Origin of the sequence: Pleomorphomonas sp. JP5 (assembly GCF_023721815.1) — a bacterium.
Lineage (GTDB): Bacteria > Pseudomonadota > Alphaproteobacteria > Rhizobiales > Pleomorphomonadaceae > Pleomorphomonas.
In genome coordinates, this window is record NZ_JAMDLI010000022.1 from 383,226 (window position 1) to 408,079 (window position 24,854).

Annotated in this window: 25 protein-coding genes and 2 pseudogenes; 20 read left to right on the forward strand and 7 right to left on the reverse strand. The window is 62.6% G+C overall.

Features of this window, described 5'->3' with window-relative positions:
• The first annotated feature begins 11 nt into the window (after positions 1 to 11).
• Complete coding sequence (locus M4J40_RS21110; protein WP_251756380.1) at positions 12 to 1,403, forward strand: SLC13 family permease; 1,392 nt, start codon at positions 12 to 14, stop codon at positions 1,401 to 1,403.
• Between the two features lie 84 nt (positions 1,404 to 1,487).
• Entirely contained in the window at positions 1,488 to 2,630 is a 1,143-nt protein-coding gene (locus M4J40_RS21115) for a PQQ-dependent sugar dehydrogenase (RefSeq protein WP_251756381.1), read from the forward strand.
• Here M4J40_RS21115 and M4J40_RS21120 read toward each other — a convergent pair.
• The 6 genes from M4J40_RS21120 to M4J40_RS21145 form a co-directional block, all read right to left on the reverse strand.
• Positions 2,617 to 3,696: an ABC transporter ATP-binding protein gene (locus M4J40_RS21120; protein ID WP_251756382.1), complete on the reverse strand. Its 1,080-nt coding sequence runs from the start codon at positions 3,694 to 3,696 to the stop codon at positions 2,617 to 2,619. The genes M4J40_RS21115 and M4J40_RS21120 overlap by 14 nt on opposite strands.
• A complete protein-coding gene (locus M4J40_RS21125; protein ID WP_251756383.1) occupies positions 3,693 to 4,607 on the reverse strand; it encodes a PfkB family carbohydrate kinase in 915 nt (304 codons plus the stop codon). The genes M4J40_RS21120 and M4J40_RS21125 overlap by 4 nt, the downstream gene beginning before the upstream one ends.
• On the reverse strand, positions 4,608 to 5,624 hold the full coding sequence (locus M4J40_RS21130; protein ID WP_251756384.1) for an SIS domain-containing protein: 1,017 nt from the start codon (positions 5,622 to 5,624) through the stop codon (positions 4,608 to 4,610). It lies immediately after the preceding gene.
• Between the two features lie 12 nt (positions 5,625 to 5,636).
• Complete coding sequence (locus M4J40_RS21135) at positions 5,637 to 6,482, reverse strand: carbohydrate ABC transporter permease (RefSeq protein WP_251756385.1); 846 nt, start codon at positions 6,480 to 6,482, stop codon at positions 5,637 to 5,639.
• Positions 6,482 to 7,366 carry a carbohydrate ABC transporter permease gene (locus tag M4J40_RS21140; protein WP_251756386.1) on the reverse strand — a complete coding sequence of 295 codons (885 nt, stop codon included), beginning with the start codon at positions 7,364 to 7,366 and terminating at the stop codon, positions 6,482 to 6,484. Before M4J40_RS21140 ends, M4J40_RS21135 begins: the two co-directional genes overlap by 1 nt.
• A gap of 69 nt (positions 7,367 to 7,435) precedes the next feature.
• Complete coding sequence (locus tag M4J40_RS21145; protein ID WP_251756387.1) at positions 7,436 to 8,674, reverse strand: extracellular solute-binding protein; 1,239 nt, start codon at positions 8,672 to 8,674, stop codon at positions 7,436 to 7,438.
• Between the two features lie 217 nt (positions 8,675 to 8,891).
• Here M4J40_RS21145 and M4J40_RS21150 point away from each other — a divergent pair, with 217 nt between their 5' ends.
• From M4J40_RS21150 to M4J40_RS21180, 7 genes are all read left to right on the forward strand, one after another.
• A complete protein-coding gene (locus M4J40_RS21150) occupies positions 8,892 to 10,100 on the forward strand; it encodes an ROK family transcriptional regulator (protein WP_251756388.1) in 1,209 nt (402 codons plus the stop codon).
• 134 nt (positions 10,101 to 10,234) lie between these two features.
• Complete coding sequence (locus M4J40_RS21155; RefSeq protein WP_405030782.1) at positions 10,235 to 10,999, forward strand: ABC transporter substrate-binding protein; 765 nt, start codon at positions 10,235 to 10,237, stop codon at positions 10,997 to 10,999.
• A gap of 160 nt (positions 11,000 to 11,159) precedes the next feature.
• Positions 11,160 to 11,954, forward strand: coding sequence for a dimethylarginine dimethylaminohydrolase family protein (locus tag M4J40_RS21160; RefSeq protein WP_251756390.1), 795 nt, complete (start codon positions 11,160 to 11,162; stop codon positions 11,952 to 11,954).
• A gap of 51 nt (positions 11,955 to 12,005) precedes the next feature.
• Positions 12,006 to 12,806: a transporter substrate-binding domain-containing protein gene (locus M4J40_RS21165; protein WP_251756391.1), complete on the forward strand. Its 801-nt coding sequence runs from the start codon at positions 12,006 to 12,008 to the stop codon at positions 12,804 to 12,806.
• A gap of 66 nt (positions 12,807 to 12,872) precedes the next feature.
• Positions 12,873 to 13,586, forward strand: a complete 714-nt coding sequence (locus M4J40_RS21170; RefSeq protein WP_251756392.1) for an ABC transporter permease — start codon at positions 12,873 to 12,875, stop codon at positions 13,584 to 13,586.
• Positions 13,586 to 14,299 carry an ABC transporter permease gene (locus tag M4J40_RS21175; RefSeq protein WP_251756393.1) on the forward strand — a complete coding sequence of 238 codons (714 nt, stop codon included), beginning with the start codon at positions 13,586 to 13,588 and terminating at the stop codon, positions 14,297 to 14,299. The genes M4J40_RS21170 and M4J40_RS21175 overlap by 1 nt, the downstream gene beginning before the upstream one ends.
• A 4-nt stretch (positions 14,300 to 14,303) precedes the next feature.
• Positions 14,304 to 15,452, forward strand: a complete 1,149-nt coding sequence (locus M4J40_RS21180; RefSeq protein ID WP_251756394.1) for a M20 aminoacylase family protein — start codon at positions 14,304 to 14,306, stop codon at positions 15,450 to 15,452.
• 2 nt (positions 15,453 to 15,454) lie between these two features.
• On the opposite strand, the gene M4J40_RS21185 is transcribed toward M4J40_RS21180, so the two are convergent.
• A complete protein-coding gene (locus tag M4J40_RS21185; protein ID WP_251756395.1) occupies positions 15,455 to 16,003 on the reverse strand; it encodes a cysteine hydrolase family protein in 549 nt (182 codons plus the stop codon).
• Between the two features lie 232 nt (positions 16,004 to 16,235).
• Between M4J40_RS21185 and M4J40_RS21190 the strand changes: the two genes are divergently transcribed.
• The 11 genes and pseudogenes from M4J40_RS21190 (at position 16,236) to M4J40_RS21240 (ending at position 24,841) form a co-directional block, all read left to right on the forward strand.
• Entirely contained in the window at positions 16,236 to 16,664 is a 429-nt protein-coding gene (locus M4J40_RS21190; protein WP_251756396.1) for an NUDIX hydrolase, read from the forward strand.
• 581 nt (positions 16,665 to 17,245) lie between these two features.
• Positions 17,246 to 17,902, forward strand: a complete 657-nt coding sequence (locus M4J40_RS21195; protein ID WP_257235322.1) for a sigma-70 family RNA polymerase sigma factor — start codon at positions 17,246 to 17,248, stop codon at positions 17,900 to 17,902.
• Between the two features lie 144 nt (positions 17,903 to 18,046).
• A pseudogene (locus tag M4J40_RS21200) lies at positions 18,047 to 18,838 on the forward strand (flagellin); the annotation flags it as partial.
• 222 nt (positions 18,839 to 19,060) lie between these two features.
• Positions 19,061 to 19,357: pseudogene (locus M4J40_RS22655) on the forward strand (flagellin); the annotation flags it as partial.
• An 88-nt stretch (positions 19,358 to 19,445) separates the two neighbouring features.
• Entirely contained in the window at positions 19,446 to 21,170 is a 1,725-nt protein-coding gene (fliD, locus tag M4J40_RS21210; RefSeq protein WP_251756398.1) for a flagellar filament capping protein FliD, read from the forward strand.
• 25 nt (positions 21,171 to 21,195) lie between these two features.
• Entirely contained in the window at positions 21,196 to 21,696 is a 501-nt protein-coding gene (fliS, locus tag M4J40_RS21215; RefSeq protein ID WP_251756399.1) for a flagellar export chaperone FliS, read from the forward strand.
• Positions 21,697 to 21,957: 261 nt separating this feature from the next.
• Entirely contained in the window at positions 21,958 to 22,242 is a 285-nt protein-coding gene (locus M4J40_RS21220; protein ID WP_251756400.1) for a hypothetical protein, read from the forward strand.
• A 291-nt stretch (positions 22,243 to 22,533) separates the two neighbouring features.
• Complete coding sequence (locus tag M4J40_RS21225) at positions 22,534 to 22,812, forward strand: flagellar hook capping FlgD N-terminal domain-containing protein (protein WP_251756401.1); 279 nt, start codon at positions 22,534 to 22,536, stop codon at positions 22,810 to 22,812.
• An 11-nt stretch (positions 22,813 to 22,823) separates the two neighbouring features.
• Positions 22,824 to 24,071, forward strand: a complete 1,248-nt coding sequence (gene flgE / locus M4J40_RS21230) for a flagellar hook protein FlgE (RefSeq protein WP_251756402.1) — start codon at positions 22,824 to 22,826, stop codon at positions 24,069 to 24,071.
• Position 24,072: 1 nt separating this feature from the next.
• Positions 24,073 to 24,414, forward strand: a complete 342-nt coding sequence (locus M4J40_RS21235) for a hypothetical protein (RefSeq protein WP_251756403.1) — start codon at positions 24,073 to 24,075, stop codon at positions 24,412 to 24,414.
• Positions 24,389 to 24,841: a flagellar protein FlgN gene (locus M4J40_RS21240; RefSeq protein WP_251756404.1), complete on the forward strand. Its 453-nt coding sequence runs from the start codon at positions 24,389 to 24,391 to the stop codon at positions 24,839 to 24,841. Before M4J40_RS21235 ends, M4J40_RS21240 begins: the two co-directional genes overlap by 26 nt.
• Positions 24,842 to 24,854: the final 13 nt, after the last annotated feature.

The window sequence follows — 24,854 nt, forward strand, 5'->3', positions numbered from 1 at the left end:
AGGATATCATCATGTTCTCGCCCGGCCAGTTGACCCTCAGGCATTTCATTCTTGCCGCCGTGATCCTGGCCGCCGCCACCCTCGTCTTCGTGTCCCCGACTGAGTTGGGTCGGTCGGGTAGCCTTACGCTTGCCATCGTCTTCGTTACGCTCGGGCTTTGGGCGACGGCCTTGGTGCCGAACTATTTTGCCAGTCTCCTGCTTTTCGCCGCCGTTCTGATCGCAGGCCTGCAACCGGCGCCCCTGGTGTTCTCGGGGTTCGCCTCGGCGGCGGTGTGGTTGATCATTTCCGGCTTCGTCATCGGCGCGGCCATCAACGCGACAGGGCTCGACAGTCGTCTTGCCGGCATCATCGCCCCACTTTTGACGAGTAGCTATCCGCGACTGATTGGTGGGTTGATGCTCGCTTCGATGCTTCTCGGATTCCTGATGCCATCGTCCGTGGGACGTGCCGTGGTGATGATCCCGATCGGCATGGCGTTGGCCGATCGCTGCGGCTTTGCAAAGGGCTCGAACGGGCGCATAGGCATCGCCGCGATCCTCGCCATCGGCTGCAACATGCCTAGCTTCGCGATCCTGCCGTCCAACATCCCGAACATGGTGCTGGCCGGTTCGGCCGAGACCATCCTAGGCGTCCGCTTTGGCTACACCGATTATCTGTTCCTGCACTACCCGGTGCTGGGCATCCTCAAGGCGGTGGTCACTGTGGCGTTGGTTCTGGCGCTTTTCCCGGCCAAGGTGGAAGCGCCGCGTGGCGCGACCGTGGCGGCGGCCACATCCGGCAAGACGGGGCAGGGCAAGGTGATTGCCATTCTGCTCGTTACGCTCGTCTTGTGGATGACCGACAGCCTGCATGGCATCAATGCCGCCTGGGTTGGCCTCGGCGCCGCCGTTTTGTTGCTGTCGCCCGGTATCGGCGTGGTCAACCCGCCGGCCTTCAAACAGTCGATCGACTTCGGCCTGCTCCTGTTCGTGGCCGGTGCTTTGGCGCTCGGAGCTGTCGTGGGGGCCTCCGGCCTCGGTGCCAGGCTGGGCGCCTTTCTGACCTCCGTTTTGCCGCTCGCTCCGGGAAACGATGCTGCCAACTTCTTTTCGCTGACCTTCATGTCCTTCTTCACGGGCATGTTCACGACGGTGCCAAGCGCGCCGGCCGTACTGACGCCGATGGCCGGCGATCTGGCCACGCTCACCGGTTATGGTGTCATGACCTTGCTGATGACGCAGGTGGTGGGGTTTTCGACCGTGATGTTCCCCTACCAGGTTGGACCGCTGGTGGTGGCTATGCAGCTTTCCGGTGAGAAGCTAGATCATCTCGTCAAGGTTACGGTGCCCCTGGCGCTGATCACCCTCCTCGTGCTGGTGCCGATCGACTTCTTGTGGTGGAAGTTGCTCGGCTGGCTGTAGTCACGTTCTCTTGCGAATGGCTCGCGGCTTCCCAAATCTCCTGGATGGTGTCGAGGTGGTCGACATACTCAGGGAGACGCCGACATGCACTTCACTCTCGCAAGGGCTTTGATCGCCGCGACGACAATCAGCGGTCTGGCAACGAACGCGGCCAATGCCGCGCCGGAGAACGCCGGTCCGAACACGCCTACGACGCAACTGCCGTTCCAGTCGCAGACCGTGGCGCGCTTCGACCTGCCGTGGGCCATTGCCGTCATTGATGCCGATCGACTGATCGTCACCACCAAGCCGGGCAGGATGTTTCTGGTCGATCACAAGGGTGGGGCGCCTGTCGAGGTCTCGGGCTTGCCGAAGGTGTCGCATTCCGGACAGAACGGCTTGCTCGACGTGGCGCTGGCGCCCGATTTCGCCGAGAGCCGGCGCATCTATTTCACTTATGTCGAACCGGGCGATGGTGGCAGCTCGCTGGCGCTTGCACGCGCGACGCTGACCGGGCAACAGGGCAATGCGCAGCTCGACGACCTCAAGGTGATCTGGCGGCAGATGCCGAAGGGCAGGGGCGGCCAACCGGGAGGAATCATCGCCTTCGCACCGGACGGCAAGTCGCTGTTTCTGACCTCTGGCGATCGGATGCGACCCCAGACGGCGCAAGACCCAGACCTTGCCCTCGGCAAGGTGCTGCACCTGACGCTCGATGGAAAGCTGGCGCCGGGCAACCCGAACGCGGATGCAGGTGGCGTCCGTGCCGAGACCTGGACGACCGGTCATCGGAACCCTTACGGTCTGGCGTTCGCCCCTGACGGGCGTCTCTGGCTTCACGAGATGGGGCCGAAGGGGGGAGACGAGTTGAACCTGATCGAACCGGGCGTCAATTACGGCTGGCCGGAGGTCTCCTATGGCGACAACTACAACGGCACGCCAATTCCCAAGCCATCGACCCGGCCTGAGTTCCGCGAACCGGCTCTCTATTGGACGCCGGTGATCGCGCCCGCCGGTCTTGCCTTCTACGACGGCGACCTGTTTCCGGCATGGAAGGGCACGGCGCTGATCGGAGGGCTGAAGACCCACACACTATCGCGGGTGACCATCAAGGGCGATGCCGCTCATGAAGACGAGCGCTTTGCCATGCAGGGGCGCATCCGCGATGTCGCCGTGGCTCCGGACGGTGCGGTATGGGTGATCGAAGACGCAAGCCCGGGACGGCTTTTGCGTCTCAGTCCACGTTGAGCCGTTGGCCGCTTTCGGCGTCGAAGAGATGCAATGCCTCCGTGTCGAGAGCAAGCGTCACGTCCGTGCCGGACGCCGCCCGGGTGCGCGGCGACAGGGTTGCGACGAGGCGTTGCGTGCCGATGCTGCCTGAGAGGATCAGCTCGGGGCCGGTGAGTTCCACCACTTCGCAGCGAAGCGTCAGAGGCAGACCGCCTTCGGCGTCGGCGCGGAAGCACTCGGGCCGGATACCCAGCTTGATGTTACGACCCTGCGGCACCTTGGCGAGCAGAGCGGGCGGTAGCGGAATGACGGTTTCGCTGCCGGCGACCAGCAGGCCATGGTTGGTGGCGAGAACATCGAGAAGGTTCATCGGCGGCGCGCCGACGAAGGTCGCCACGTAGAGCGTGGCCGGCCGGTTGTAGATCTCTTCCGGCGTTCCGAGCTGCTCGATCTGGCCGTTGCGCATCACGGCGATGCGGGTGGCGAGCGTCATCGCCTCGATCTGGTCGTGGGTGACGTAGACCACCGTGGTCTTCATCATCTGATGCAGACGCTTCAGTTCGGTGCGCATTTCCATGCGCAGCTTGGCGTCGAGGTTCGATAGCGGCTCGTCGAACAGGAACAGCTTGGGATTGCGCACCAGTGCCCGTCCGATGGCGACGCGCTGGCGCTGGCCGCCGGAGAGCTGGCTTGGCCGCCGATCGAGGAGGGGTTCTATTTGCAAGAGGCGTGCTGCCTCGAGCACGGCCTGTTCGCGCTCGGCGGCCGGCACCTTGCGCATCTCAAGGCCGAAGCCGATGTTCCGCCGCACCGACAGGTTCGGGTAGAGCGCGTAGGACTGGAACACCATGGCGATGTCGCGGTCCTTGGGGTGGACGCCGATCAGCGAGCGGTCGTTGAGGCGGATATCGCCTCCCGTTGGCTCGGCGAGGCCGGCGATGATGTTGAGCAGCGTCGATTTGCCGCAACCGGACGCGCCGAGCAGCACAAGGAACTCGCCACTTTCAAGCGATATGTCGATGCCTTTCAGCGTCTCGACATCGCCAAAGGACTTGCGGATATGATCGACGACGAGGGCGCTCATTGGCGGTTCTCCGGCGAGGCGTAGCGGCGGGGGTAGGTGGAAACGGCGAGCGAAGCGGCGGCTGTCCCCGCTGCGAGGCTTTCTTCGAGCGATTTTCCGGCGGCCAGCGCAGCCAGGAAACCGGCATTGAACACGTCGCCGGCACCGATTGTGTCGATCACCGTGATCTTCGGAGCCGCGACCTCGATAAGTCCGGCACTGGATGCGGCCATGGCCCCATGCGGGCCGCGCTTGACAACGGCGATTGCGCCGTCTGGCATCAAGTCGAGCATGGCGCGCGCGGCGTCACGGACGTCGCTTCGTCCGGTGATCGATGTTGTCTCGACCTCGTTGAAGAGGGCGATCGACGAGCGGGCCAGCCATCCCTTGGCCGAAGCGATAACCTCGGGTGTCCAACCGGCCGGTGGCCAGCCGGTGTCGAGGGCGACGCGGATGCCGAACCGGTCGGCCCAGTCGTAGAGCTGGTCGTATTCTCCGGCCAGTTTCGGCATCAGGAACGGCCCTGCGAAGAGCGCATAACCGGCGCGATGAGCTTCGCCATCAAGGGCGGCCAGAACGTCGGCGGCGCCGTAGTGCGGCAGGTGACCGAGCGTGGTGAAGAAGGTTCGCTCGCCGTCGGGGTGGGTGATGCCGACGGAAATGGTGGTGTTCTCTTCATGCACGCGCCAGCGCCTGGACTGATCACCGAACTCTTCGGCCAGCCATGCGCCGAAGCGATCGCTGCCAATGCTGGCGGCCAGGGCGAAAGGAACACCGAGCGCCTTCAGCGCCAGCGCCGAGTTGCCGGCGCAGCCACCGACGCGCAACTCGTCGTGGTCGACGATGATCTCCGTGCCCGGTTGCGGCCAGGGCGCGGCCGGACCGAGAATCAGGTCGACGTTGACGTTTCCGATGACGGCGATCGGCTTCACTTATTCGCTCCGGGTGATCTTGTTCGAGCGGACGGGGGTGCCGGCATTCTCGACGCGCTCGGCGGCGAAGGCGACCATCAGCGTCTGGGCCGCCGGCAGAAGTGCGAAAACGGCGGCCATGCCAGCGGCCGGCTTGACGGCAACGGTGACCGCGCCGGGCACCGGCGCTTCGCCGGACGCGTCGAAGATCACCACCGGAGCTCCGGCGGCGAGGATTTCACCCGCCATGCCGGCAATAAGCGGCGCGGTTGGATCCTTGGCGCGGAACAGCACGGCGCCAATCTCGGGCGACAGCATCTCCATCGGTCCGTGACGAAGCTGGCCGCCCTCATGCGAGAAACAGGGCCGGCGGGACAGCTCCGTGAAACCCAAGGCGATCGCCTCGGCGACGCCTTGCAGGCTGCGGCCGGAGGTGACGACGTTGCGGACGGTCTTCAGGGCGGCAAGCGCAGCGGATACGTCGGGCATCTCCGGCGCGCTCAGCACGGCAAGCGCCGGCTGGGGATCGGCGCCGAGCGCCGAGAGAATGGCAAGGTGCAGAGCGAAGGTCAGAGTCAGGCTGCGTGTGGCGGCGAAGGCCAACTCCGAGCCACCGGCGGCGACGAGCGCCGGGGCAGCCTTGCCGAGGAAGGAGCTTCCTTCGAGCGTCAGGGCAAAGGTATCAGCCGTGCCGCCGGTCTCCTTGAACCAGCGAACCACCTCGACGCTCTCGCCGGACTGCGAGGTGACGAAGACGGTGCGGCCGGCGATCGGCAGAGGCGCGGCGAGCTGTTCGGAGACAGGAAGAGAAACGGCGTCGATGCCGAGGGCGCGATAGTAGGGCTCGACGGCGCGGGCAACCGCGTGCGAACCGCCCATGCCGAGCATCAGAAGACGCCCCGTCTTCTTGAGCGAGGCGGCCGCGCGAGCGGCGACCTCTCGGTTTTGTTCGAAAGAGGCGAGGGCATCGGCGTGCTGCCGGGCCATTTCGCGATCGATGGCGATGAGGCTTTCGGGGCGGGGAGCGGTCATTTTCATTGTCCTTTGGGTTCAGCCCTTGACGCCGCCCGAGGTGAGGCCGGAGATCAGCGCCCGCTGCATGACGATGCCGACCAGCATCGGTGGCAACGCGGCGAGCACGCCGGCCGTGGCGATCAGGCCGTAATCAGAGACGCGGCCGCCGGCCAGGTCGGCAATGGCGACAGTGAGCGTCTTGGCCCGCTGGTCCGAGGTGAACAGCAGGGCATAGAAGAACTCGTCCCAACCCAGCAGGAAGGCGAACAGGGCCGAGGTGGCGACCACCGGCAGGGCCAGGGGCAGGGTGATGATCCTCAGAGTCTGCCACAGGCTGGCGCCGTCGATCACCGCCGCCTGCTCGATCTCGCGCGGGATGCCGTCGAACCCGGACTTCATCAGCCAGGTAGTGAAGGGGGCGAGAATGGTGAGATAGACGAGGGCCAGGCCAAACACGCTGTTGAGCAGGCCAAAGTTGGCAAGCGCCATGTAGAGCGGCACGGCCAGCGCCACCGGGGGCAACATGTAGGTCGCGATGACCAGCGATAGCGACCACCCTACGGACGGCGTACGCGACACGGCCCAGCCGGCCGGCACGGCGAGCGATACCGCCGCCACGGTGGCCATGCTGGCGACCATCAGCGAGTTGCGGAGGCTGGCCATGAAGGCGGCGCCCGCGCTGTTCTCCACGGTGGAGAGGAGGGTGGCGTAGCGTGAGAAGTCCATGGTCTCCGGCCACCACTTGAGCGGCTTGGCGGCCAGATCGGCGGCCGGAGAAATGCTCATCACGAACAGCCAGAGAAGCGGCGCCAGGATGATCGCCGCGAGCAGCAGGGCGGCAACGTGCAGGAAGAGGCGAAAGAGTGGGCTCTGGCGTTCCATCAGGCGGCACTCCCTGCGACCTTCTTCACGATGGTGCCGTAGGCGACGGCGAGCACCGTGATGATCAGTGTGACGATCAGGGCGAGCGAGGCGCCCGAGCCCGCTCGTTGGAAGGAAAAGGCCTCCTGGTAGACGAGGATCGACATGGTTCGCGTCGAGTTGGCGGGGCCGCCGCGCGTCATGACCCAGATGATGTCGAACACCTTGAAGGCCTCGATGGTACGCAGCACCAGAGCCACCAACAACGGTCCGGCGAGATAGGGGAGCGTGACGAAGCGGAATCGTGAAAAGGCGTTGGCGCCGTCGACGAAGGAGGCGGCCACGACGTCGCGCGGAACGGCCTGCAAGGCGGCCAGTGCGATCAGGGCCACCAGCGGAAAATTCTTCCAGCAGTCGGCAACGATCAGTGCCGTCAGGGCGGTGCCGGGCTCGCCGAGCCAGGAACGATAGTCCGAGAGGATGCCGAGCTGGGTCAACGCCGCGTTCAGAGCGCCGTATTCGGGATTGTAGATCAGCCGCCAAAGGGTGGCGTTGACGACGGTGGGCAGCGCCCAGGGAAGGATCAGCAAGGCTCGCAGCAACGTGCGGCCATGGAACTGCTGATTGAGCAGGAGCGCTGCGAGCACACCGAGCAGCATTTCCGTCGTCACGACAACCACCGCAAAGAACGTGGTCGTGAAGAGGGTCCTGCCGAAGGCGTTGCCGGACAGGAGCCGGACGTAATTGTCGAAGCCGACATAGCTGCCGGAGGTCCCCACCAGCTTGGCGTCGGTGAAGGAGAGATGCACGGTGTCGGCCAGGGGCCAGCCGATGACGGCCACCATGACGATGAGGAGCGGCAGCATGAGTAGCCACGCCCGGGTTGTGATCCAGGTGCCGGACATGCGGTGTCCTCGTCGGATAACTGAAAGGCGGGGGACCGGGCGCCAAGGGCGCCCGGTGTGATCATACGCTCAGAGGCCGCTGTTCTCGGCGGCGGTCTTCAGCGCATCCTCGGGGCTCGACTGGCCGAGCAGGGCTTCCTGGATCGCCTGCTGAAGGGCGACGGAGATCTCCTGATACTTCGGCGTGGTCGGGCGCGGATACATGACCGCGAGGCCGGTCTTGGCGGCGGCGATCAGCTCTTCCTGGCCCTCGGTGACGGCCGGATCCTCGTAGGAGGAGGCCCAGATCGGCAAGCTGAGCTTGGCATAGGCATTCTGCGTCGCCTGCGAAGTCATGAAGACGACGTACTTCCACGCTTCGTCCTGATGCTTGCTGACCGTGGTGACGCCAAGGCCCATCGAACCGTTGACGGCCGATGCCTCGCTTTTGCCGGCAACGCCCGGCGCCGGCACGACGCCGGCCTTGCCGGCGACCTTCGAGTCCTTCGGGTCGTTGGCCATGTTGTACATGTAGGTCCAGTTCAGGGCGAAGGCGGCGTCGCCGTTCTCGAACACCTTGCGGACGTCTTCCTCCAAGAACTCCTTGGAGTTCGGGTTGGTGATCCCGGAGGTGTAGCTGTCAACCATGTACTTCAGGGCGTCGAGGCCACCACCCGACTGGAAGGCAGGCTTGCCATCCTTCAGGAAGTCGCCACCGAAGGCGCTGACCAGCGTGGTGTAGTCGCAGATGGCGGCTTCCGCCTGTGCCCAGCTCCAGGCGATCGGCGAAGCGAGAATGCCCTTGTCCTTGATGATCTTGGCATCGGCGGCCAGTTCTTCCCAGGTCTTGGGCGGGTTGGCGATGCCGGCCTTCTCGAGGATTTCCTTGTTGTAGAAGAGATACTTGGTATCGAGAATCCAGGGCATGCCGTAGAACTTGCCGTCATACTTGACGGTGGTCCAGGCGCCCGGCAGCACGCCGGCCTTCATCTCGTCGGTGATCTTGGAGGTAACGTCGACGAGGACGTTGTTGGCGGCGAACTCGGCCGGCCAGATCACGTCGAACAGAACGACGTCGTACGCGTTGCCGGCGCCCTGGGCCAGCACGGTCTTGTCGTGCAGGCCTTCATAGGGCACGAACTCGAGATTGACCTTGATGTCGGGGTTGGCCTTGGTGAAGGCCTCGGTCATGGCGCGGACATCGGCCTCGCTATAGGCGGCCTGGGCCATGAAGAGCGCGTTGATCTGGGTCTCGGCGAAAGCCGGAAGGGAAAGCGGCGCCGTCAAAAGCGTCGCGGAGAGGAGTGTCCTGCCGAAAAACCTGTTCATTGTGGGCTCCCTTTGGTCGGTGACTACGCGGAAGGGATCGGGGCAGCACAGGGCCGCCACGATCGGTCGTCTGGTGGCCCGAAGGCCTCTGGCTTGGAGCGTCGTCACGCCTTTCGAGCGGACTAGCGTTCCCCGGAACTCTGCGGTTCCTTATTAAGTCAAATTGCTTGACTTATTCGTGGGCGAAATATCAACTGCTGTCAAGATGGATTTGGGCATGAACGAACAGCGGCCGATCCGCGCCAAAAGCGGCGCCAATATCGAAGGGACCAGCGCTCACAACCGGCGCGTCATCATCGACGCGCTCCGGGTGAACGGCGCCTTGTCACGCGCCGACCTTGCTCGTGCCACGGGCCTGACCAAACAGGCCGTATCCAATCTCGTTGAAACGCTGGAGGGCGAAGGCCTCGTTGCTTCCGAGGAACTGGTGCGCAAGGGGCGAGGGCAACCGTCGACACCTTATCGGCTCGTGGCCGACGGAGCCTATTCCATCGGCCTTCAGATCGACCGCCACGTCAGTCGAGCCGTCGTTGTGGATCTTGTCGGCAATATTCTGGCTCGCGCCACCGCCAAGGTGCCGCCGCGGGCGCCGGAGGAGGGCGTTGAGGTCCTGCTCGATCTGCTCGCCGAGGTGAGGGGCACGTTTTCTGCCGGGCGACCGGAGGCCGAGGCGCGCATCGCCGGCATCGGCGTTGCCATGCCCGGCCCGTTTGGCGTCGAGATCGCCGACGACAGCCTATGGCTCATGCAGGCCTGGCAGAGCTTTCCATTGGCGGATCGACTGGCAGCCGGCACAGGCCTCGCCGTCAGCCTGCAGAACGATGCGGCGGCCTGTGCCACCGCCGAGCGCATGATCGGCGCCGCGCACGGACTGGACCACGTTGTCTGCATTTACGTCGGCTACGGCATCGGTGCCGGGCTGATTCTGGGCGGTGGCCTCTATAGTGGCGCCAACGGCAACGCCGGCGAGATTGGCATGGTGCTGTTCGGCAAGCCGGAGAACCTCGTTCCGCTCGAGCACAGCGCGTCCATCGCGTCGCTCTACGCGCTGGTCGGTATCGACCCGGCCGATCCGAAGCAGTTCGACAAGCTGGAAGAGCTTGTTCTTTCGGGGGATCGACGCGTTGGCGAGTGGATCGAACGGGCAGGGCACGACCTGAGGCTTGCCGTCCACATGGCCGAAACCCTGTTCGACCCGCAGACGGTGATCCTGTCGAGCGGTGTTCCCGGCTCGTTGATGCATCGGCTGATTGCCGCGATCGAACCGCTGCGTCCGTCCCTGGTGCCGGTGGCAGGGCGTTCCGTCCCCCGGCTGCGTCTGGGCATGACCGACCCCTGGGCGGTCGCGATCGGTGCCGCCGCCGACCCCATTCGTCGTGCTTTCGATCCCAGTTTTTCAGCAATCCTGAAGCGACAGGGAGAATGATGGTGCGACGAGGCAACAAATTTTCTGACAGAGAATTGTCATTCCCTGCGGTTTGCAGCTAATCTTTCAGCGTCATGGGCAAAGAGAAAAACCGGCCCACGCATACCAGGGGAACGACAATGACCAATCGCTTCATTCGCGGGCTTGCCACCGCTGCGCTGCTCGCTGCCTCGGCGCTTGCCGTACACGCCCAGGAGACGCTGAAGATCGGTACCGAGGGCGCCTATCCGCCCTTCAACTATGTGGACACCGACGGCTCCATCAAGGGATTCGACGTCGAGATCGGTCTCGCGCTCTGCGAGAAGATGAAGGTCAAGTGCGAGGTGGTGGCGCAGGATTGGGATGGAATCATCCCGGCGCTGCTTGCCAAGAAATACGACATGATCATCGCCTCGATGTTCATCACCGAGGAGCGCAAGAAGGTCGTCGACTTCACCAAGCCTTATTACAAGGCGGCGATGACCCATGTCGTTCCCAAGGACAGCGACATCACCGACTTCTCCGACGCGGCGCTGTCGGGCAAGATCATTGGAGCGCAGGCCGGCACCACGCAGGCCGAGTATATCGAGAAGACCTATCCGAGCGCCACGCTGAAGACCTATCCGACGCAGGACGAGGCCAACCTCGACCTCGCGGCCGGCCGCCTCGACCTGCAGGTCGGTGACTTCCTGCCGATGTTCGACTGGGTCGGCAAGGACGCCGGCGCCTGCTGCAAGCTGGCCGGAGAGCCGATTACCGATCCCGCCTTCGTCGGTGAAGGCGTCGGCATCGCCGTCCGCAAGGAGGATGGCGCCCTCAAGGAGGCTATCAACAAGGCCATCGACGAAGTGGTTGCCGATGGCACCTACAAGACGATCAACGACAAGTATTTCAAGATCAACCTCTACTCGCTGAAGTAAGGCATCGGGGACGGCTTTACCGTCGTCTCCGTCAGTTCCGTGGCCGGCCGGACGCAGGTTCGGCCGGTATCCGTCTTCTCACGAAGGACAATGCCCCTTACGGTTGTTGCACCTTGACGGATGGTTCGTCTATGACAGCGCTTTCCATCAAGGTGTCAGAATGGCCAGCACTCTTCCCGTCTATCGTTTCGATTCCTTCATCGTCCGCACGCCGTCCTCTTCTGTGGTGAACGGCCTCCGCGCCGATGATCGCGGCAATCCCACCTATGCAGGCGTTCTCGCCGAGCATGCGGCCTACATTCACGCGGTGAGTCAGGCCGGTGTCGAAGTGACTGTGCTGCCGCCGCTCGAAGCCTTCCCCGACTCGATCTTTGTCGAAGATCCCGCGCTGGTGTTCCCGGAGGGCGCCATCCTGCTGAGGCCTGGCGCTCCGACCCGTGCCGGAGAGACGGCCGAAATCGCGCCGGTGTTGAAGCGGATGTTTTCGACCGTACTCGATTTGCCGCGCGGCTTTGCCGATGGTGGCGACGTGCTGACGACGCAGAAAAGCGTCATGATCGGCCTGTCCGCCCGCACGAACCGTGAAGGCGCCGAGGCGCTGATCGAATGCTTGGCCCAGCTCGGTCGCAAGGGCGAGATCGTCGAGACGCCCAAGGACGTTCTGCATTTCAAGACCGATTGCTCGCTCCTTGACGAGGAGACGGTGCTGACCACCGCGCGTCTCGAGCGCTCGGGCGTGTTCAAAGGGTTCAAGACGCTTCTGGTCCCCGAAGGCGAGGAGGCGGCCGCCAACGCGCTGCGCGTCAATGACGTCGTGTTCGTCGGGTCCGACTATCCGCGCACCATCGAGCTTCTGGCCGCCAATGGCTATAAGGTGGTTCCGCTCAAGACCACGGAGATCGGCAAGATCGATGCCGGTCTCTCGTGCATGTCGCTGCGCTGGCGGCGGGGCTAAGGCGGGGGCATAGCCCAAGCATTTGTGTCGAAGAAAAGGGGAACGTCTCCAATGTCCAATATCGTTGTGAAAACGGCGCTGGCGCTTGCCGTCGTCTCGTCCGTGGCTCTGCCGGCTTTCGCCGAGGATGTGATCAGGATCGGCATGACGCCGGAGCCCTATCTGCCGTTCGGTCAGGTCAACGCCGCCGGCGAGTGGGAAGGCATCGAGGCCGATATCACCCATGCCCTCTGCGAGCGCATGAAGGTGAAGTGCGAGATCTCCGCCATGGCCTTCGACGGCCTGCTGCCGGCCCTCAAGGAGAACAAGCTCGACGTGGCCGTCGGCGCCTTCTCGATCACCGACGAACGTCGCGAGACGGTTGATTTCAGCGCCTCCTACTACACCGAGGGCACCTCGCTGGTCGGTCCGAAGTCGGAAGAGGTCACCATCGGGACGGTCGACGCCCCCGATGGCAGCAAGATCCTCGACCCCAAGGCCTTCGAGGGCAAGATCCTGGGCGTGCAGGCTTCGACCGTGCAGCACCAGTATGTGCTCAAGTACTATCCTGAAGTTGAAGTGAAGGCCTACGATACCGCCGATAACTCGATGGCCGATCTGGCCGCTGGCCGCATCGATTTCGTTCTGTCTCCGGACCTTTATCTCCACACCTTCCTGGCCACGCCGCAGGGCGCTGAGTTCGACATCAAGGCTGCCGCGCCCGACAACAAGACGCTCGGTGAGGGCGTCGGTTATGTGGTCAAGAAGGGCGATGCGGCCACTCTGAAGAAGGTCGATGACGCGCTCGCTTCGATCAAGGCCGATGGCACGCTCGACAAGAGCATTGCCCATTGGGTCGACGGCGCGAAATAAGCTCCGACCTCAGCTGCCGCCGGCTCCCATAGAGGCCGGCGGTGGTTTTTCTTTCCGGATGGCGCGATGGACGGAACTCTTTCACTGCTCAGCTGGGGCGACACGGGCTGGAGCGACGATCTCTTCTGGGGCATCGTCACTACGCTCAAGGTGTCGATATCGGCCTACCTGATCGCCCTGGTGTTCGGCGCGGTCTGCGCCGTCGGCAAACAATCGTCCTGGCGCGCCGTTCGCTTTATTGCCGGCGTCTACACCACGGTGGTGCGGGCACTGCCGGAACTCCTCGTCATCCTGCTGCTCTACTTCTCCATCGCGTCGGGCATCGAGCGGCTGGTAAAAGGCTTCGGCCTGGCTGGCGACAACTTCCAGGTCAGTCCGTTCTGGGCGGCGGTGGTCGCGCTGGCCTTCGTGTCCGGCGCCTTCATGGCCGAGGTGCTGCGCGCCGCCTATCTCGCCGTTCCCGTGGGACAGATCGAGGCGGGGCTGGCGCTCGGCATGCATCGCGGGCTCATTCTCGTCCGCATCGTTGCGCCGCAGATGATCCGTCACGCCATTCCCGGCATGGGTAACCTGTGGCTGGAGATGACCAAGGAGAGCGCCATCATCTCGGTCCTCGGCGCCTTCAACGACCTTCTCTACGTGGGGTATCGGGCGGCGGCCGGCACGCGGCAGTATATCTTCTTCTACGGAATCACCGCCGTGCTGTTCCTCATGATCACGGCGGTGTCCGTCTGGGCGATCTCCCGTATCGAGCGGCGTTTCTCGCGAGGGTACCGCTGATGGACGCCCTTGCTCACGTCGTTTCGTTTCTGCCGCCGCTCATTGGAGCCATGCCGCTCACGCTGTTCCTGACGGTGACCGGCGTCGTCTTCGGGCTGCTGATGGGCACGCTCATCGCGGTGGCCATGGTCTACGGCAGGCGTACGTCCGCCTGGCCGGCCAAGGCGTTCACCTTCGCCTTTCGCGGCACGCCACTTCTGGTTCAGCTCTATCTGATCTATTACGGGCTGGGGCAGGTGCTGCCGGGCACCTTCATCCGCCATTCCTTCCTGTGGCCCTATCTGCGCGACGGTCTCTGGTACGCCGTGTTCGCGCTGTCGCTCAATCAGGCCGCCTACAATGCCGAAGTGATCCGGGGCGCCATCCTCGCCGTGCCCAAGGGACAGATCGAAGCGGCGGTTGCCGTTGGCATGCGCCCCTTCACGATTCTGAGGCGCATCACGCTGCCGCAGGCCCTGCGGCTCTGCCTACCTGTGCTGACCTCCGACGTCATCATTCTCCTGAAGTCGACGTCGCTCGCTTCGACCATCACCATCATGGAGATGATGGGTACGGCGCGCATGCTGCAGCGCCAGTCGCTCCTGATCTTCGAGCCGCTGATCGCCGCCGGTCTTCTGTACTTCGCCGTGGTCGTGGTGCTGACGCGCGTCATGGCCGAGGTCGAACGCCGGATGACGCTCTATCGCCAGCCGGCGCGGCCGCAGCAGGGTTAGCATCATGGACGAATCCGTTTTCCAGGCTTTTTTGCCGGAGCTCGTCGATATTCGCCGCCGTCTGCACCAGATGCCGGAGACCGGATACGAGGAGAGACAGACCTCGGCTCTCGTCGCCGACCTGCTGGAGGGCTGGGGGCTGACCGTGACGCGGGGGTTTGCCGCCACGGGGTTCGTGGCGACGCTCGACCGGGGCGGCGATAGGGCGATCGGCCTCAGGGCCGACATGGACGGCCTGCCAATCGTCGAGGAGACGGGAGCGGCCTACGCGAGCCGTATGCCGGGCATGATGCATGCCTGTGGTCACGACGGCCATACGACGATGTTGATCGGCGCCGCCTTCCGCCTGCTTCATGACGACGACTTTCGGGGAAAGGCGCATTTCATCTTCCAGCCGGCCGAAGAGACCGCCGGTGGCGCTGCGCGCATGATGGAGGAGGGGCTGTTCGAACGCTTCCCCTGTGACGCCGTGTTTGCGCTTCACAATTATCCGGGCCTTGCCGCAGGTCGGTTCTCGGCTCGTCCTGGCGCCATGATGGCGGCGATCGACGCGGCGACGCTGACGGTGCGCGGAACCGGTGGGCATGGCGCCCGCCCGGAAGACACTGTCGATCCGATCGTGACGGCTGCAAGCATCGTCATGGCGCTGCAAACGGCGGTGTCGCGCAACGTGCCTCCGCAGGAAGCCGGCGTCATCACCGTCGGTGCTTTCCATGCCGGTTCGGCTTGCAACGTGATCCCCGACGAGGCGGTGCTGGAGATCAGTTTGCGCGCCACGGATCCGGTTGTGCGATCCCGGCTTTGCCGGCGGTTCGAGGAGATTGCTCGTCTTCAGGCCGAGAGCTTTGGTGCCGAGGTGAGTATCGACTGGCAGGTCGGGTACCCGGTTACCATGAATGACGCCGCTGCGATCGATCTCGCCACTTCGGTCATCCGAGATGTTTTTGGAGAGGACGCCTTCGAGCCGCTCGATCGGCCGATGATGGGCAGCGAGGATTTCGCCTTCATGCTGGAGAAGGTGAAAGGCGCCTATCTGTTCATCGGAAACGGCGATAGCGCGGGGCTGCACAACAGCCGGTACGACTTCAACGACATGCTTCTCGAACGCGGTCCCGTCTTCCTTCATGCGCTGGCCCGGCGCTTTTTCGCCTGACCTTATCTCAGAAGGGCGATCAGTTCGTCGGTTGTGCCGGTTTCCGCGATCCACGGAAAGGTGAGTTCGACACTGCGCCGATGCGCCTCAGGATTGGCGTCGGCCATGGCGTCGACGGGCAGCGCGACATTGTATCCGAGCTCATGGGCGAAGCGAGCTGTCGACTCAACGCCCCGGCTTGTGGCAATGCCGCAAACGACGACATCGGTTACCCCGAGCTCGCGTAGACGGTCGTCGAGGCTGGTACCCGTGAAGGCGCCCCAGGTCCTCTTGCTGATGCGGATGTCGTTCGGCGCTTGGCCGAGTTCGGGGAGGAGTTCGGCCCAATCGGACGGCCGATCGCCATTCGGCTTCCTGTCGGTCCGGCCCGGAGCGCCACCGAGAACGTTGACCAGAACAACCGGCCGTCCAAGAGCACGAAATGTCTCGACCAAGTGGACGGCATTGCCGATTGCCTGGCGCGCCAGATCTTGCGGTGGTAGAGCGACAATGCCTTTCTGTAGATCGATGACAACAAGAGCGCTGCGAGCGTCGATAGTTGTAAATGACATGGTTGTCGTTGCTCTCTGCAATTGAGTTTGACGAAAAGGACAGTGTAAGGGTAATTGCGGCGCGTCGATGACCGGCCTGTGAGATGACGAATATGCCCCACCCCATACGAAAAGCGCATGGGGGGCTTCCCTGGTATTCTCGTTTCTCTACTGACTGGAAACTTTTCGACGATAATCTAGTTAATTGGGATTGAGTCGGTGACGACTCGCCTGCATTCGCTGTTGGGATATCATGGGTAAGGCAATCGCCAAGGAGAAAGTTCAGCATCAGGTCGCGGCCCTTCCGTTCCGGCGGACGGCTGATGGCGACGTGTCCGTGCTGCTCGTTTCCTCGCGCGAGACGCATCGCCCCCTGATCCCCAAGGGATGGCGCATGAAGGGCAAGAGCGACCGCAAGGCGGCGGCGATCGAGGCGATGGAAGAAGCCGGTGTGATCGGCACTCCCTCCAAGACGCCGATCGGTCGCTATCGATACTGGAAGCGTCTCGAGGACTGTTTCACGCTGGTCGATGTGGACGTCTATAGCCTTGAGGTGACGGAGAACCTCACCGACTGGCCTGAACGCCAGGAACGACAGCGGAAATGGATGAGCCGCGAGGACGCCGCCATTGTCGTCGATGAGCCGGGCCTTGCCTTTATCTTGCAGTCATTCCGAGCCTAGGGCATTCGCCGACCAAAATGAGATCTTGGGTCGCCGCGAGAAGGCTCCCGCGCAACTGAAACCGGACGCCGGTCTGGTCCATGAGGCTCCGGTAAGTTTTTGCCGGCTGGCCCGGTGAAAAATTCCGAGCTTGTTTCCAGAGTGTCCGTCGCGCTCGCGCGATTTCTCCGCCTCTTTCTCAAGGCGGCATTCGCACGTACTTCACCATGGGCAAGATCTGCCGGTGTTCGTTGCTGACTGCAACGGCATGTAACGCATTGTAAAAATTGATAAAAACCAGAAAAATAGCATAGCGCTTGCAGCGTCTCCCGTCGAAGACAGTGTTGATGTCGACCTCAGTTGCATTTTGAAAACGATCTTGCAGGGAAAGGGCGGAAAACTCGGGTTCGTTGATGTTGAAGGTGGGCAATAGCTACCCGGCAGTTTTTTCCTTGAGGAAGAACTTGCCGTATTTACCGGGAAGCAATTGCCTATACTTATAAATCTCCACGAATTCTCGTTTTTGTGCGCCTGAATTTCTCTGTTGCTTCGTACAAAGTTCAAGAGGGGCGTTTCAGCCGAATGATGTGTAGGGGTGTGCGATGATGGCTGCAGCAAGTTCGTTTGGCGCTACGGCTCCGTTGCCGATGGTGTCTCGGGGTATGGCGAAAAGCGATCCGGTGACATCGTCGGTGCGTAGCGAGGACGATCTCCTGCTGGAGCGGATCGCGGCTGACGATAGCGACGCGTTCGCTCTCCTGGTGGAGCGCCATGCCGATCGTGGTTTCGCTCTGGCCTTGCGTATCCTCAGGAACTCCGACGATGCCGAGGACGTGGTTCAGGACAGCTTCCTCAAGCTCTGGACGCACAGGAAGCGGATGGAGATCGGTCGGGCGAAGTTTTCCACCTGGCTTTATCGGGTGATTACCAACCGCTGCATCGACCTCAGGCGCAAACCGGCCATGGACGATATCGAGACCGCGCCCGAAATGGCCGACGATACCGAGGATGCGCTGACGCGGCTCCATCGCGCTTCCATGACCAGCCTGCTGGAGACGGCGCTCTCCCGCCTGCCGGACCAGCAGCGGGTCGCCGTCATTCTCAGCTATCACGAGGCCATGTCGAATGCCGAGATCGCCGAGGTGATGGATACGACGGTGATGGCCGTGGAGTCGCTTCTCAAGCGTGGGCGGCAGCAGCTTCGCAAGCATCTGGCGCGGGCAGAAGACGATATCCGTCAGTCGTTTACTCAGAACTAACCATAAAATCAGCGTCCGGCGAACAAAAAGCGCCGGGTTGGTTCCTGCTCATCCGTTGAAGACACGAAGCGAGGGGCGATGACGCCTCGCGCCGACGCCCCCCTCCTGGGAGGAGCGTCATCCATCGATGAGGAACAGAGCGCCATGCCCGTCATTTCCACGAACACCGCCGCCAACTCCGCCGTCCGCTACCTCAACATCAATGCCGCCGATCAGGCTGCGTCGCTGTCCAAGTTGGCATCCGGTTCGCGCATCACGCAAGCTGCCGACGATGCTGCCGGCCTTGCCATCTCCACCCGCATCTCGTCCGACATCGCCACGCTGAACCAGGCTGCGACCAATGCCACGCAGGCCGTCTCAGTGCTGCAGACCGCCGACGGCGGCGCTTCCAACATTTCCGATATTCTCGAGCGCATGAAGACGCTGGCCACCCAGTCGGCTTCCGGTACCGTCACCGATAGCGAGCGGACCTACATCGACGCCGAGTTCCAGGAACTGATCGAGCAGATCGACACCATCGCAACCGGAACCCGGTTCAACGGCGAGAGCTTGCTCGACGGCACCTCCGACTTTGACACCACGGCCGGCGGCACCGAGATCGTCGTCGGTTCGTCCGCCGATGACACCATCAAGGTTTCCATCGACGAGCTGACATCTTCCGCCCTCGATCTCTCCACCTCGGCAGCCAACGACATCACCGCCGAACTTTCCGGTGTCTCCATCGGTATCGGGCAGGGCGCAAGCGCAACCCAGATCGTGCTGACCATCGGTTCGACCGACGATGCCGGCGCCGCCACGACGGTCAATGTCACGCTCGGCGCTTCGGCGGACACCGATGGCGATGGTGTGCTGACCGGTGAGGAGATTGGCGACTTCCTGACCACTGATACGACCACCACGACGGCGCTGGACGCGGCCAACGTGGCGATTTCCTACAGCAACGGTACGCTCACCGTTTCCAACTCCTCCGAGGCTACGGGCTCCTCCAGCGCCCTGTCCATAGGCGTCGATACGACCGCCACCACCGGCACGACCTTCGACGCGGACGCTGACGGCACGGTCGCCGGCGACGCTGACGGTGTCCTGAAGGCGCTCGGCTTTACGTCCGACTCGTCGCAGTCGACGATTTCGACGAAGGGGTCCGGTACGTCCAATATCGACGTCACCACGCAGGACAATGCCACCACCGCCCTTGAAGCCATCGATGCCGCCATCGACAAGGTGTCGGCCGCCCGCGCCAGCATCGGCGCTCAGGAAAGCCGCTTCGAGTTCTCTTCGGAGTCGATTGCGACTTCCATCGAAAACCTGTCGGCCGCCAACTCGGCGATCACCGATGTCGACGTCGCTTCCGAGGAAGCAAAGCTCGCTTCCGCCGAAGTCAAGGTGCAGGCAGCCGTCGCCGCTGCGTCGTCGGCGAACGACATGACGCAGAACCTCTTGAAGCTGCTGCAGTAAATTTGCGGAGGGCTAAAGAGCGGAAGGCGCGGTTGACGCGCCTTCCTTCAACTATGTTTCCCCGGTTCGGGGCGATGGAGGAGGTCTCATGTCTTCGGTCACCAGCGCCACGACCAGTTCGACCGCATCGACGACGACGACGACCAGTACGTCCACGTCGAGCAGCGGCTCGACCTCGACCAACTATGCCTCCACCGACACTTCGTCGATCGACTGGGACGGTCTTGTCGAGGAGCTTTATGAGGCGAAGCTGGCCAAGGCCGATACCTACGAGACCAAGATTACCAACAACGAGACCAAGATCGCTGCCTACGAGGACGCAGCCACTCTTCTCTCGACGTTGCAGGATACGGCGTCGGCTCTGCGCGTTGCGACCGACTCTTCGGGAAGTGGCGACGACGTCTTTAGCGAACGAACCGCCTATCTCACATCGGTCGGGAACGTCGATACCGACTCCACCCTGTCCGTCTCCGCCGAGGCCGGCGCGGAGACCGGCAGCTACTCGATAACCGTCCAGCAGTTGGCGACGGCCCACAAGGTCGCGAGCAGCAGCTACGCTTCCTCCAGCAGCGACCTGTCGCTGTCGGGCAGCATCTCGCTTGGCATCGAAGGCGGCACCGAGGTGACCATCGACGTCACGGAGGACATGTCGCTTTCGGAGATCGCGGCCGCCATCAACAAGCAAAGCGGGACCAGCGGCGTCAAGGCCACCGTGCTCAAGGTTTCCGACTCCTCCTACGAACTCATCCTCACGAGTTCCGAAACCGGGCAGACCATCGGTTTTGAAGATCCGGATGGCGTCTTGCAGAGCCTGGGCGTGATCGACGAGGACGGCGCTTTCGCAGACGAGTTGCAAGCCGCCCAGAATGCCATCTTCACCGTCGATGGGGTTCCAATCACGCGGTCGACCAACGATATCGACGACGTCATCGACGGCGTGACGTTCTATCTTTACTCGACGACGACGGACAATCAGTCCATCACCGTCGAGATCGGCCAGAATCTCTCCGATATCAAGAGCGCGGTCCTTGAGTTCGTCGATGCCTACAATGCCTATCGGGAATGGGCCATCTCGCAGCAGCAGTTGGCGACGGGCGGCGGCGCCTCGGCCGACTCCGTCCTGTTTGGCGATGCGAGCATTCGCAGCATCAACCAACAGGTCGCCTCGGCTCTGAACTTTTCGCTCGATGAAGCATCGATCTCGGCGATCGGTCTCAGCTTCGACGAGAACAACTACCTCGAATATGACGAGGACACGCTGGACGATGTCCTGCTTGAAGACCCGGACCTTGTTCGGCAGTTGTTCGGCTACACCTTCGAGAGCTCTTCGAGCGATGTCGGCGTACTTTATCGGGGCACAAGCGCGCCTTCGACGTTCCAGCTTGAGATCACGGTGGATGAAAGCGGCGCGCTCTCGTCGGTAACCGTCAATGGCGAGACCGGGCTGTTCACGGTGTCCGGCAGTCGCATCAAGGGCGTCGAAGGTACGGCCTACGAGGGTTACACGCTGGTGTTTACCGGCACGACATCGCAAACGGTGACCATCAGTCAGGCCTCCGGTATCGCCGAGCAAATCTATAACCTCGCTGATAGCGCCATCAACTCGGATGACGGCACGCTAACGACGATCGTCACCAATCTCACCGAGAAGAATGACGAGTATCAGGATCAGATCGACACCATCACATCGCGGGCCGAGACCTATCGGGACAATCTGATCACTCGTTATGCCCGCCTGCAGGCCTCAATCAGCACGGCTCAATCAACACTCGCTTACCTCCAAGCCCTGCTCGACGCCAAGAGTAGCAGTTGATCGTGGATATCAGGAGTTCCAGGATATGAATTCTCGCATGGGCCAAGCTGCGGCCGCCTATCGGCAAGCTGCCGCGTCCGTTCATCCGACCGTCGCCGTCGTCAAGCTCTACGATGCCACGTTACTGGCGATTTCCCAGGCCATTCGGGCGCGCGAGGCGTCGCAGTTCGAGGAGTGCTTCATCAAGGTCATGCGGGCGGCCACCATTTTGCGCGGTCTGGACCATGCTCTCGATTTTGCGAAGGGCGGGGCCGTGGCCGAACGGCTGCATCGCGTCTACAAGGGATACATCATCGCCCTTCACCTTTCCTACGGCAAACCCGATGTCGTGCGGCGCTATCGCAAACTTCACGACAGCCTTGTCGAGCTGCGAGACGCCTGGGCCGGCATAGCCGGCATGGCGGCTTTCGTTCGCCAGGACGGGGCGGATGCCCCGCAGCCACGGAGCACGATCGAGCCGGGGCCGCGCCTGGTGCCGGAGGATCGATTGGATCCGTCGATGTTCATCGGTCTGACCGGCCGCTGACGTTGGGCGTTGTCCATCTGACGCGCGATTGATTCCCCCCTGGGCCAAGCAGATTCGTGCTCTTGCGTGAATGGCATCGAGCCTCGGCCCTTCGTTCGCGACACGGGCTGCCTCGCCGCCCCATAGGCAACTGTGCACAACCCATCGGGCGTGTGGAGGTTGCGGGATGTAACGCTGCGTGTCGACTGTTTCTCTATTGATCGCGGTTGGACGCCAGTAGATACTCAGCGGCAATCTGTTACGAATGAACTGGTTGCACCGATGGACGAAGCGCAGTTTCAGGACCTCGTCGACCGTCATGGCGAGGACTTGGCGCTTTGGCCGGCGGCTCTTCGCGCTGACGCGGAAGCTCTGTTGGAGCATTCCGACCGCGCGCGTTCCATTCTCGACGCCGCGGTCAAGCTACGCAAAGCATTGACGTCCGGACCGAAGGTGCGGGCGCCGGCGGGGCTGGCGGCCCGCATCGTAGCTCTCGCCGACGATGACGAAGCCGACAAGCCCACGCCTTCGGACAAGGCCTCTCCGCGCGCGCGCGCCGGCTCCTGAGCTTCTTGCAATTCGCATCGGTTTTCGACGTTGAGAGCGGTGACGCGTCCGGCAGCCGTATCTGTCTTCTTGCCCGCGCCATGGATTTTCGCGGATTGGCCCGCGATGCCGATGAAGCCTGACTTGAAGTATTAATTTGCGTTAACGAATTTCGTTGCTAACTTTCATTAAGTTTTCGCGCCTGGTTTTGCGACCTGGCCCGTCTAAAGACTGAAGCCAATCAACAACGGCACCGATCAGTCTCTTGATCCGGACTTCTTTAGTGAAGTCTGGAGGCGGGTGAGGTTTATCATGTCCTCTATTTCTGCGGCGACCACCACCACAACATCTACGGCGTCGACAACAAGTTCATCTTCGTCCACGTCCATAGACACTTCACAGTTTCTGCAGCTGCTGGTGCAGGAGGTGCAGAACCAGAATCCGCTGAACCCGACGGATACGTCTGACTTTCTCAACCAGATGATGTCCTACGCGAGCTACTCGCAGCTCAGCGAGATGAACGCGACGCTCCTGTCTCTACAGGAGTCGATGGACGCGATCTCATCCAGTCTCACCACCACGACGGCCTGAGGAGAAACGCCATGTCTCTCACGGGCGCGATGAACTCCTCCGTTTCGGCGATGCAGGCTCAGTCGTCGGCATTGTCGATCATTTCCAACAACCTAGCCAACGTTTCGACGACCGGATACAAGGCCAGTTCGGCGAGCTTCTCTTCGCTTCTGACCTCCGGTGACGCCAACAGCTCCAGTGGCGGCGTCACGGTGGCGAAGTCGCAGAACATTCTGGCGAGCGGCACACTCGTCTCGTCCTCGATCAGCACCAACATTGCCATCGATGGTGATGGTTTCTTTGCGGTCACCACGGGCGATGGCAGTGATATCTACTATACTCGCAACGGCAGCTTCACCGTCGATGACGACACGGGCTACCTCACGAGCAATGGCTACTCGCTGCTCGGTTGGCCGACCGATGCCGATGGCAATGTGGTCGGCGGCACTACGGAAACCAACCTTGAGCAGATCGACACTGATGTACTGACCGGTTACGCGGCGGCTACGACAAGCATGTCGATGACGGGCAGCCTGCCGGCCGACGCTGCGGTCGGGGATACCTATACCAGTCAGATCGAGCTGTTCGACAGTCTGGGCACTGCCTACACGATGGACGTGACCTGGGAGAAGACGGCCGAGAACACCTGGGAAATGTCCTTTGCCGATCCGTCTTCGACGGGAGGCTCCACAGGTACCGCTCAGACGACGACCGTTGAGATCAAGTTCAACGAAGATGGCACGCTCTTGACCCCAGACACGGCGACCCTCTCGATCACCGGTCTCAGCGACGGTGCCGCCGACATGTCGGTCACCCTCGATTTCGGTACCATCAATGGTTCGGACGGCCTGTCGCAATATACCCCCGACGACAGCAGCGACGCGACCGTCGACATAGCGGGTACCGGAAACGGCTGTTCCTACGGCACGCTCTCCGGCGTCTCGATCGACGAGGACGGCACCGTCTTCGCCAACTACAGCAACGGCGAGTCGATCTCGATCTACAAGATTCCGCTCGCCACCTTTTCCAATGCCAACGGTCTTATTGAGATGAGCAACTCGGTCTACTCGGCCTCGACCACTTCGTCGGGCGCCACCTATCACTTTGCGGACTCGGACGGCGTCGGCTCGATCCAGGATTATGAGCTCGAGGAGTCCACCACCGACACCAACACGGAGTTCTCGTCGATGATCGCGGCGCAGCAGGCCTACTCGGCGGCCTCGCAAGTGATTTCGACGGCAAAGGACATGTTCGACTCCCTTCTGTCGGCGGTGCGTTGAGATGACGGCTCAATCGGAACGGGACGCAACGCAGGCAGCCATCGACCTGCTGGTCGGGCGCCTGGAAAGACTTCAGCGAGACATTCGGCGGGAAGGGAAGGATGCCGATGTTCGCAGCATCGGTCTCTTCAAGGGCGATGTCACCGAAGTGCTTTTCGAGTTGGAGCGCCATCTCGACGAAACGGCTGCCGCGCTCTCCAACGCGAACACCGGCTATGCCGTCAGCCACGCCTATCTGGCCGTGGGAAAGCTGCTTGCCGCGTCAACCGAAGGAACCGGTGTTGTCGTTCCTCTCGATCAGTTCAGGAGAGCAAGCCATGCCAAGCGCCAAGCTGCCCGCTGAGACAAGTTCGCTCGATATGGGGCGCTTTGCCGAGCTGGACCGGCTGATCGATCAGCTGATTTCCATCATCGATGACGAAAACGCGCTGCTTGCCAGCGGCATGCCGGCTTCGCTGGCCGCGACCACCGGCACCAAGAGCAATCTTGCGGGCAGCATAGAAGAACGCCTTAGGGCGCTCGGCGACGCCGGTCCGGTCTCGCCTGAGGAACGCGCCTATCTCGACGAGCGGATCACCCTTGTTCAGAGCAAGGCGAAGGACAACCTGTCCCGCCTTGCTGGAGCCATCGGCGCATCGCGACGGCGGATTGCCGCCGTGGTGGCGGCCGTCCGGGAATCGGGAACCACGTCCGTTTACGGCCGTACCGGCAACCGCGTTGCAGACGCGCCAAGCGGCCGCTCGTCGCTGTTGCCCGACCGGCTCGCCTGAGGCCGTACATCAC

Coding starts and splice junctions, on each gene's coding strand:
- M4J40_RS21120 (WP_251756382.1), bottom strand. CDS start 3,696: ATGAGCGCCCTCGTCGTCGATCATATCCGCAAGTCCTTTGGCGATGTC.
- M4J40_RS21220 (WP_251756400.1), top strand. CDS start 21,958: ATGGACGAAGCGCAGTTTCAGGACCTCGTCGACCGTCATGGCGAGGAC.
- M4J40_RS21235 (WP_251756403.1), top strand. CDS start 24,073: ATGACGGCTCAATCGGAACGGGACGCAACGCAGGCAGCCATCGACCTG.
- M4J40_RS21170 (WP_251756392.1), top strand. CDS start 12,873: ATGGACGGAACTCTTTCACTGCTCAGCTGGGGCGACACGGGCTGGAGC.
- M4J40_RS21175 (WP_251756393.1), top strand. CDS start 13,586: ATGGACGCCCTTGCTCACGTCGTTTCGTTTCTGCCGCCGCTCATTGGA.
- M4J40_RS21110 (WP_251756380.1), top strand. CDS start 12: ATGTTCTCGCCCGGCCAGTTGACCCTCAGGCATTTCATTCTTGCCGCC.
- M4J40_RS21165 (WP_251756391.1), top strand. CDS start 12,006: ATGTCCAATATCGTTGTGAAAACGGCGCTGGCGCTTGCCGTCGTCTCG.
- fliS (WP_251756399.1), top strand. CDS start 21,196: ATGAATTCTCGCATGGGCCAAGCTGCGGCCGCCTATCGGCAAGCTGCC.
- M4J40_RS21140 (WP_251756386.1), bottom strand. CDS start 7,366: ATGTCCGGCACCTGGATCACAACCCGGGCGTGGCTACTCATGCTGCCG.
- M4J40_RS21195 (WP_257235322.1), top strand. CDS start 17,246: ATGATGGCTGCAGCAAGTTCGTTTGGCGCTACGGCTCCGTTGCCGATG.
- M4J40_RS21160 (WP_251756390.1), top strand. CDS start 11,160: ATGGCCAGCACTCTTCCCGTCTATCGTTTCGATTCCTTCATCGTCCGC.
- M4J40_RS21130 (WP_251756384.1), bottom strand. CDS start 5,624: ATGAAAATGACCGCTCCCCGCCCCGAAAGCCTCATCGCCATCGATCGC.
- M4J40_RS21240 (WP_251756404.1), top strand. CDS start 24,389: ATGCCAAGCGCCAAGCTGCCCGCTGAGACAAGTTCGCTCGATATGGGG.
- M4J40_RS21190 (WP_251756396.1), top strand. CDS start 16,236: ATGGGTAAGGCAATCGCCAAGGAGAAAGTTCAGCATCAGGTCGCGGCC.
- M4J40_RS21115 (WP_251756381.1), top strand. CDS start 1,488: ATGCACTTCACTCTCGCAAGGGCTTTGATCGCCGCGACGACAATCAGC.
- M4J40_RS21150 (WP_251756388.1), top strand. CDS start 8,892: ATGAACGAACAGCGGCCGATCCGCGCCAAAAGCGGCGCCAATATCGAA.
- M4J40_RS21135 (WP_251756385.1), bottom strand. CDS start 6,482: ATGGAACGCCAGAGCCCACTCTTTCGCCTCTTCCTGCACGTTGCCGCC.
- M4J40_RS21145 (WP_251756387.1), bottom strand. CDS start 8,674: ATGAACAGGTTTTTCGGCAGGACACTCCTCTCCGCGACGCTTTTGACG.
- M4J40_RS21180 (WP_251756394.1), top strand. CDS start 14,304: ATGGACGAATCCGTTTTCCAGGCTTTTTTGCCGGAGCTCGTCGATATT.
- fliD (WP_251756398.1), top strand. CDS start 19,446: ATGTCTTCGGTCACCAGCGCCACGACCAGTTCGACCGCATCGACGACG.
- M4J40_RS21185 (WP_251756395.1), bottom strand. CDS start 16,003: ATGTCATTTACAACTATCGACGCTCGCAGCGCTCTTGTTGTCATCGAT.
- M4J40_RS21225 (WP_251756401.1), top strand. CDS start 22,534: ATGTCCTCTATTTCTGCGGCGACCACCACCACAACATCTACGGCGTCG.
- flgE (WP_251756402.1), top strand. CDS start 22,824: ATGTCTCTCACGGGCGCGATGAACTCCTCCGTTTCGGCGATGCAGGCT.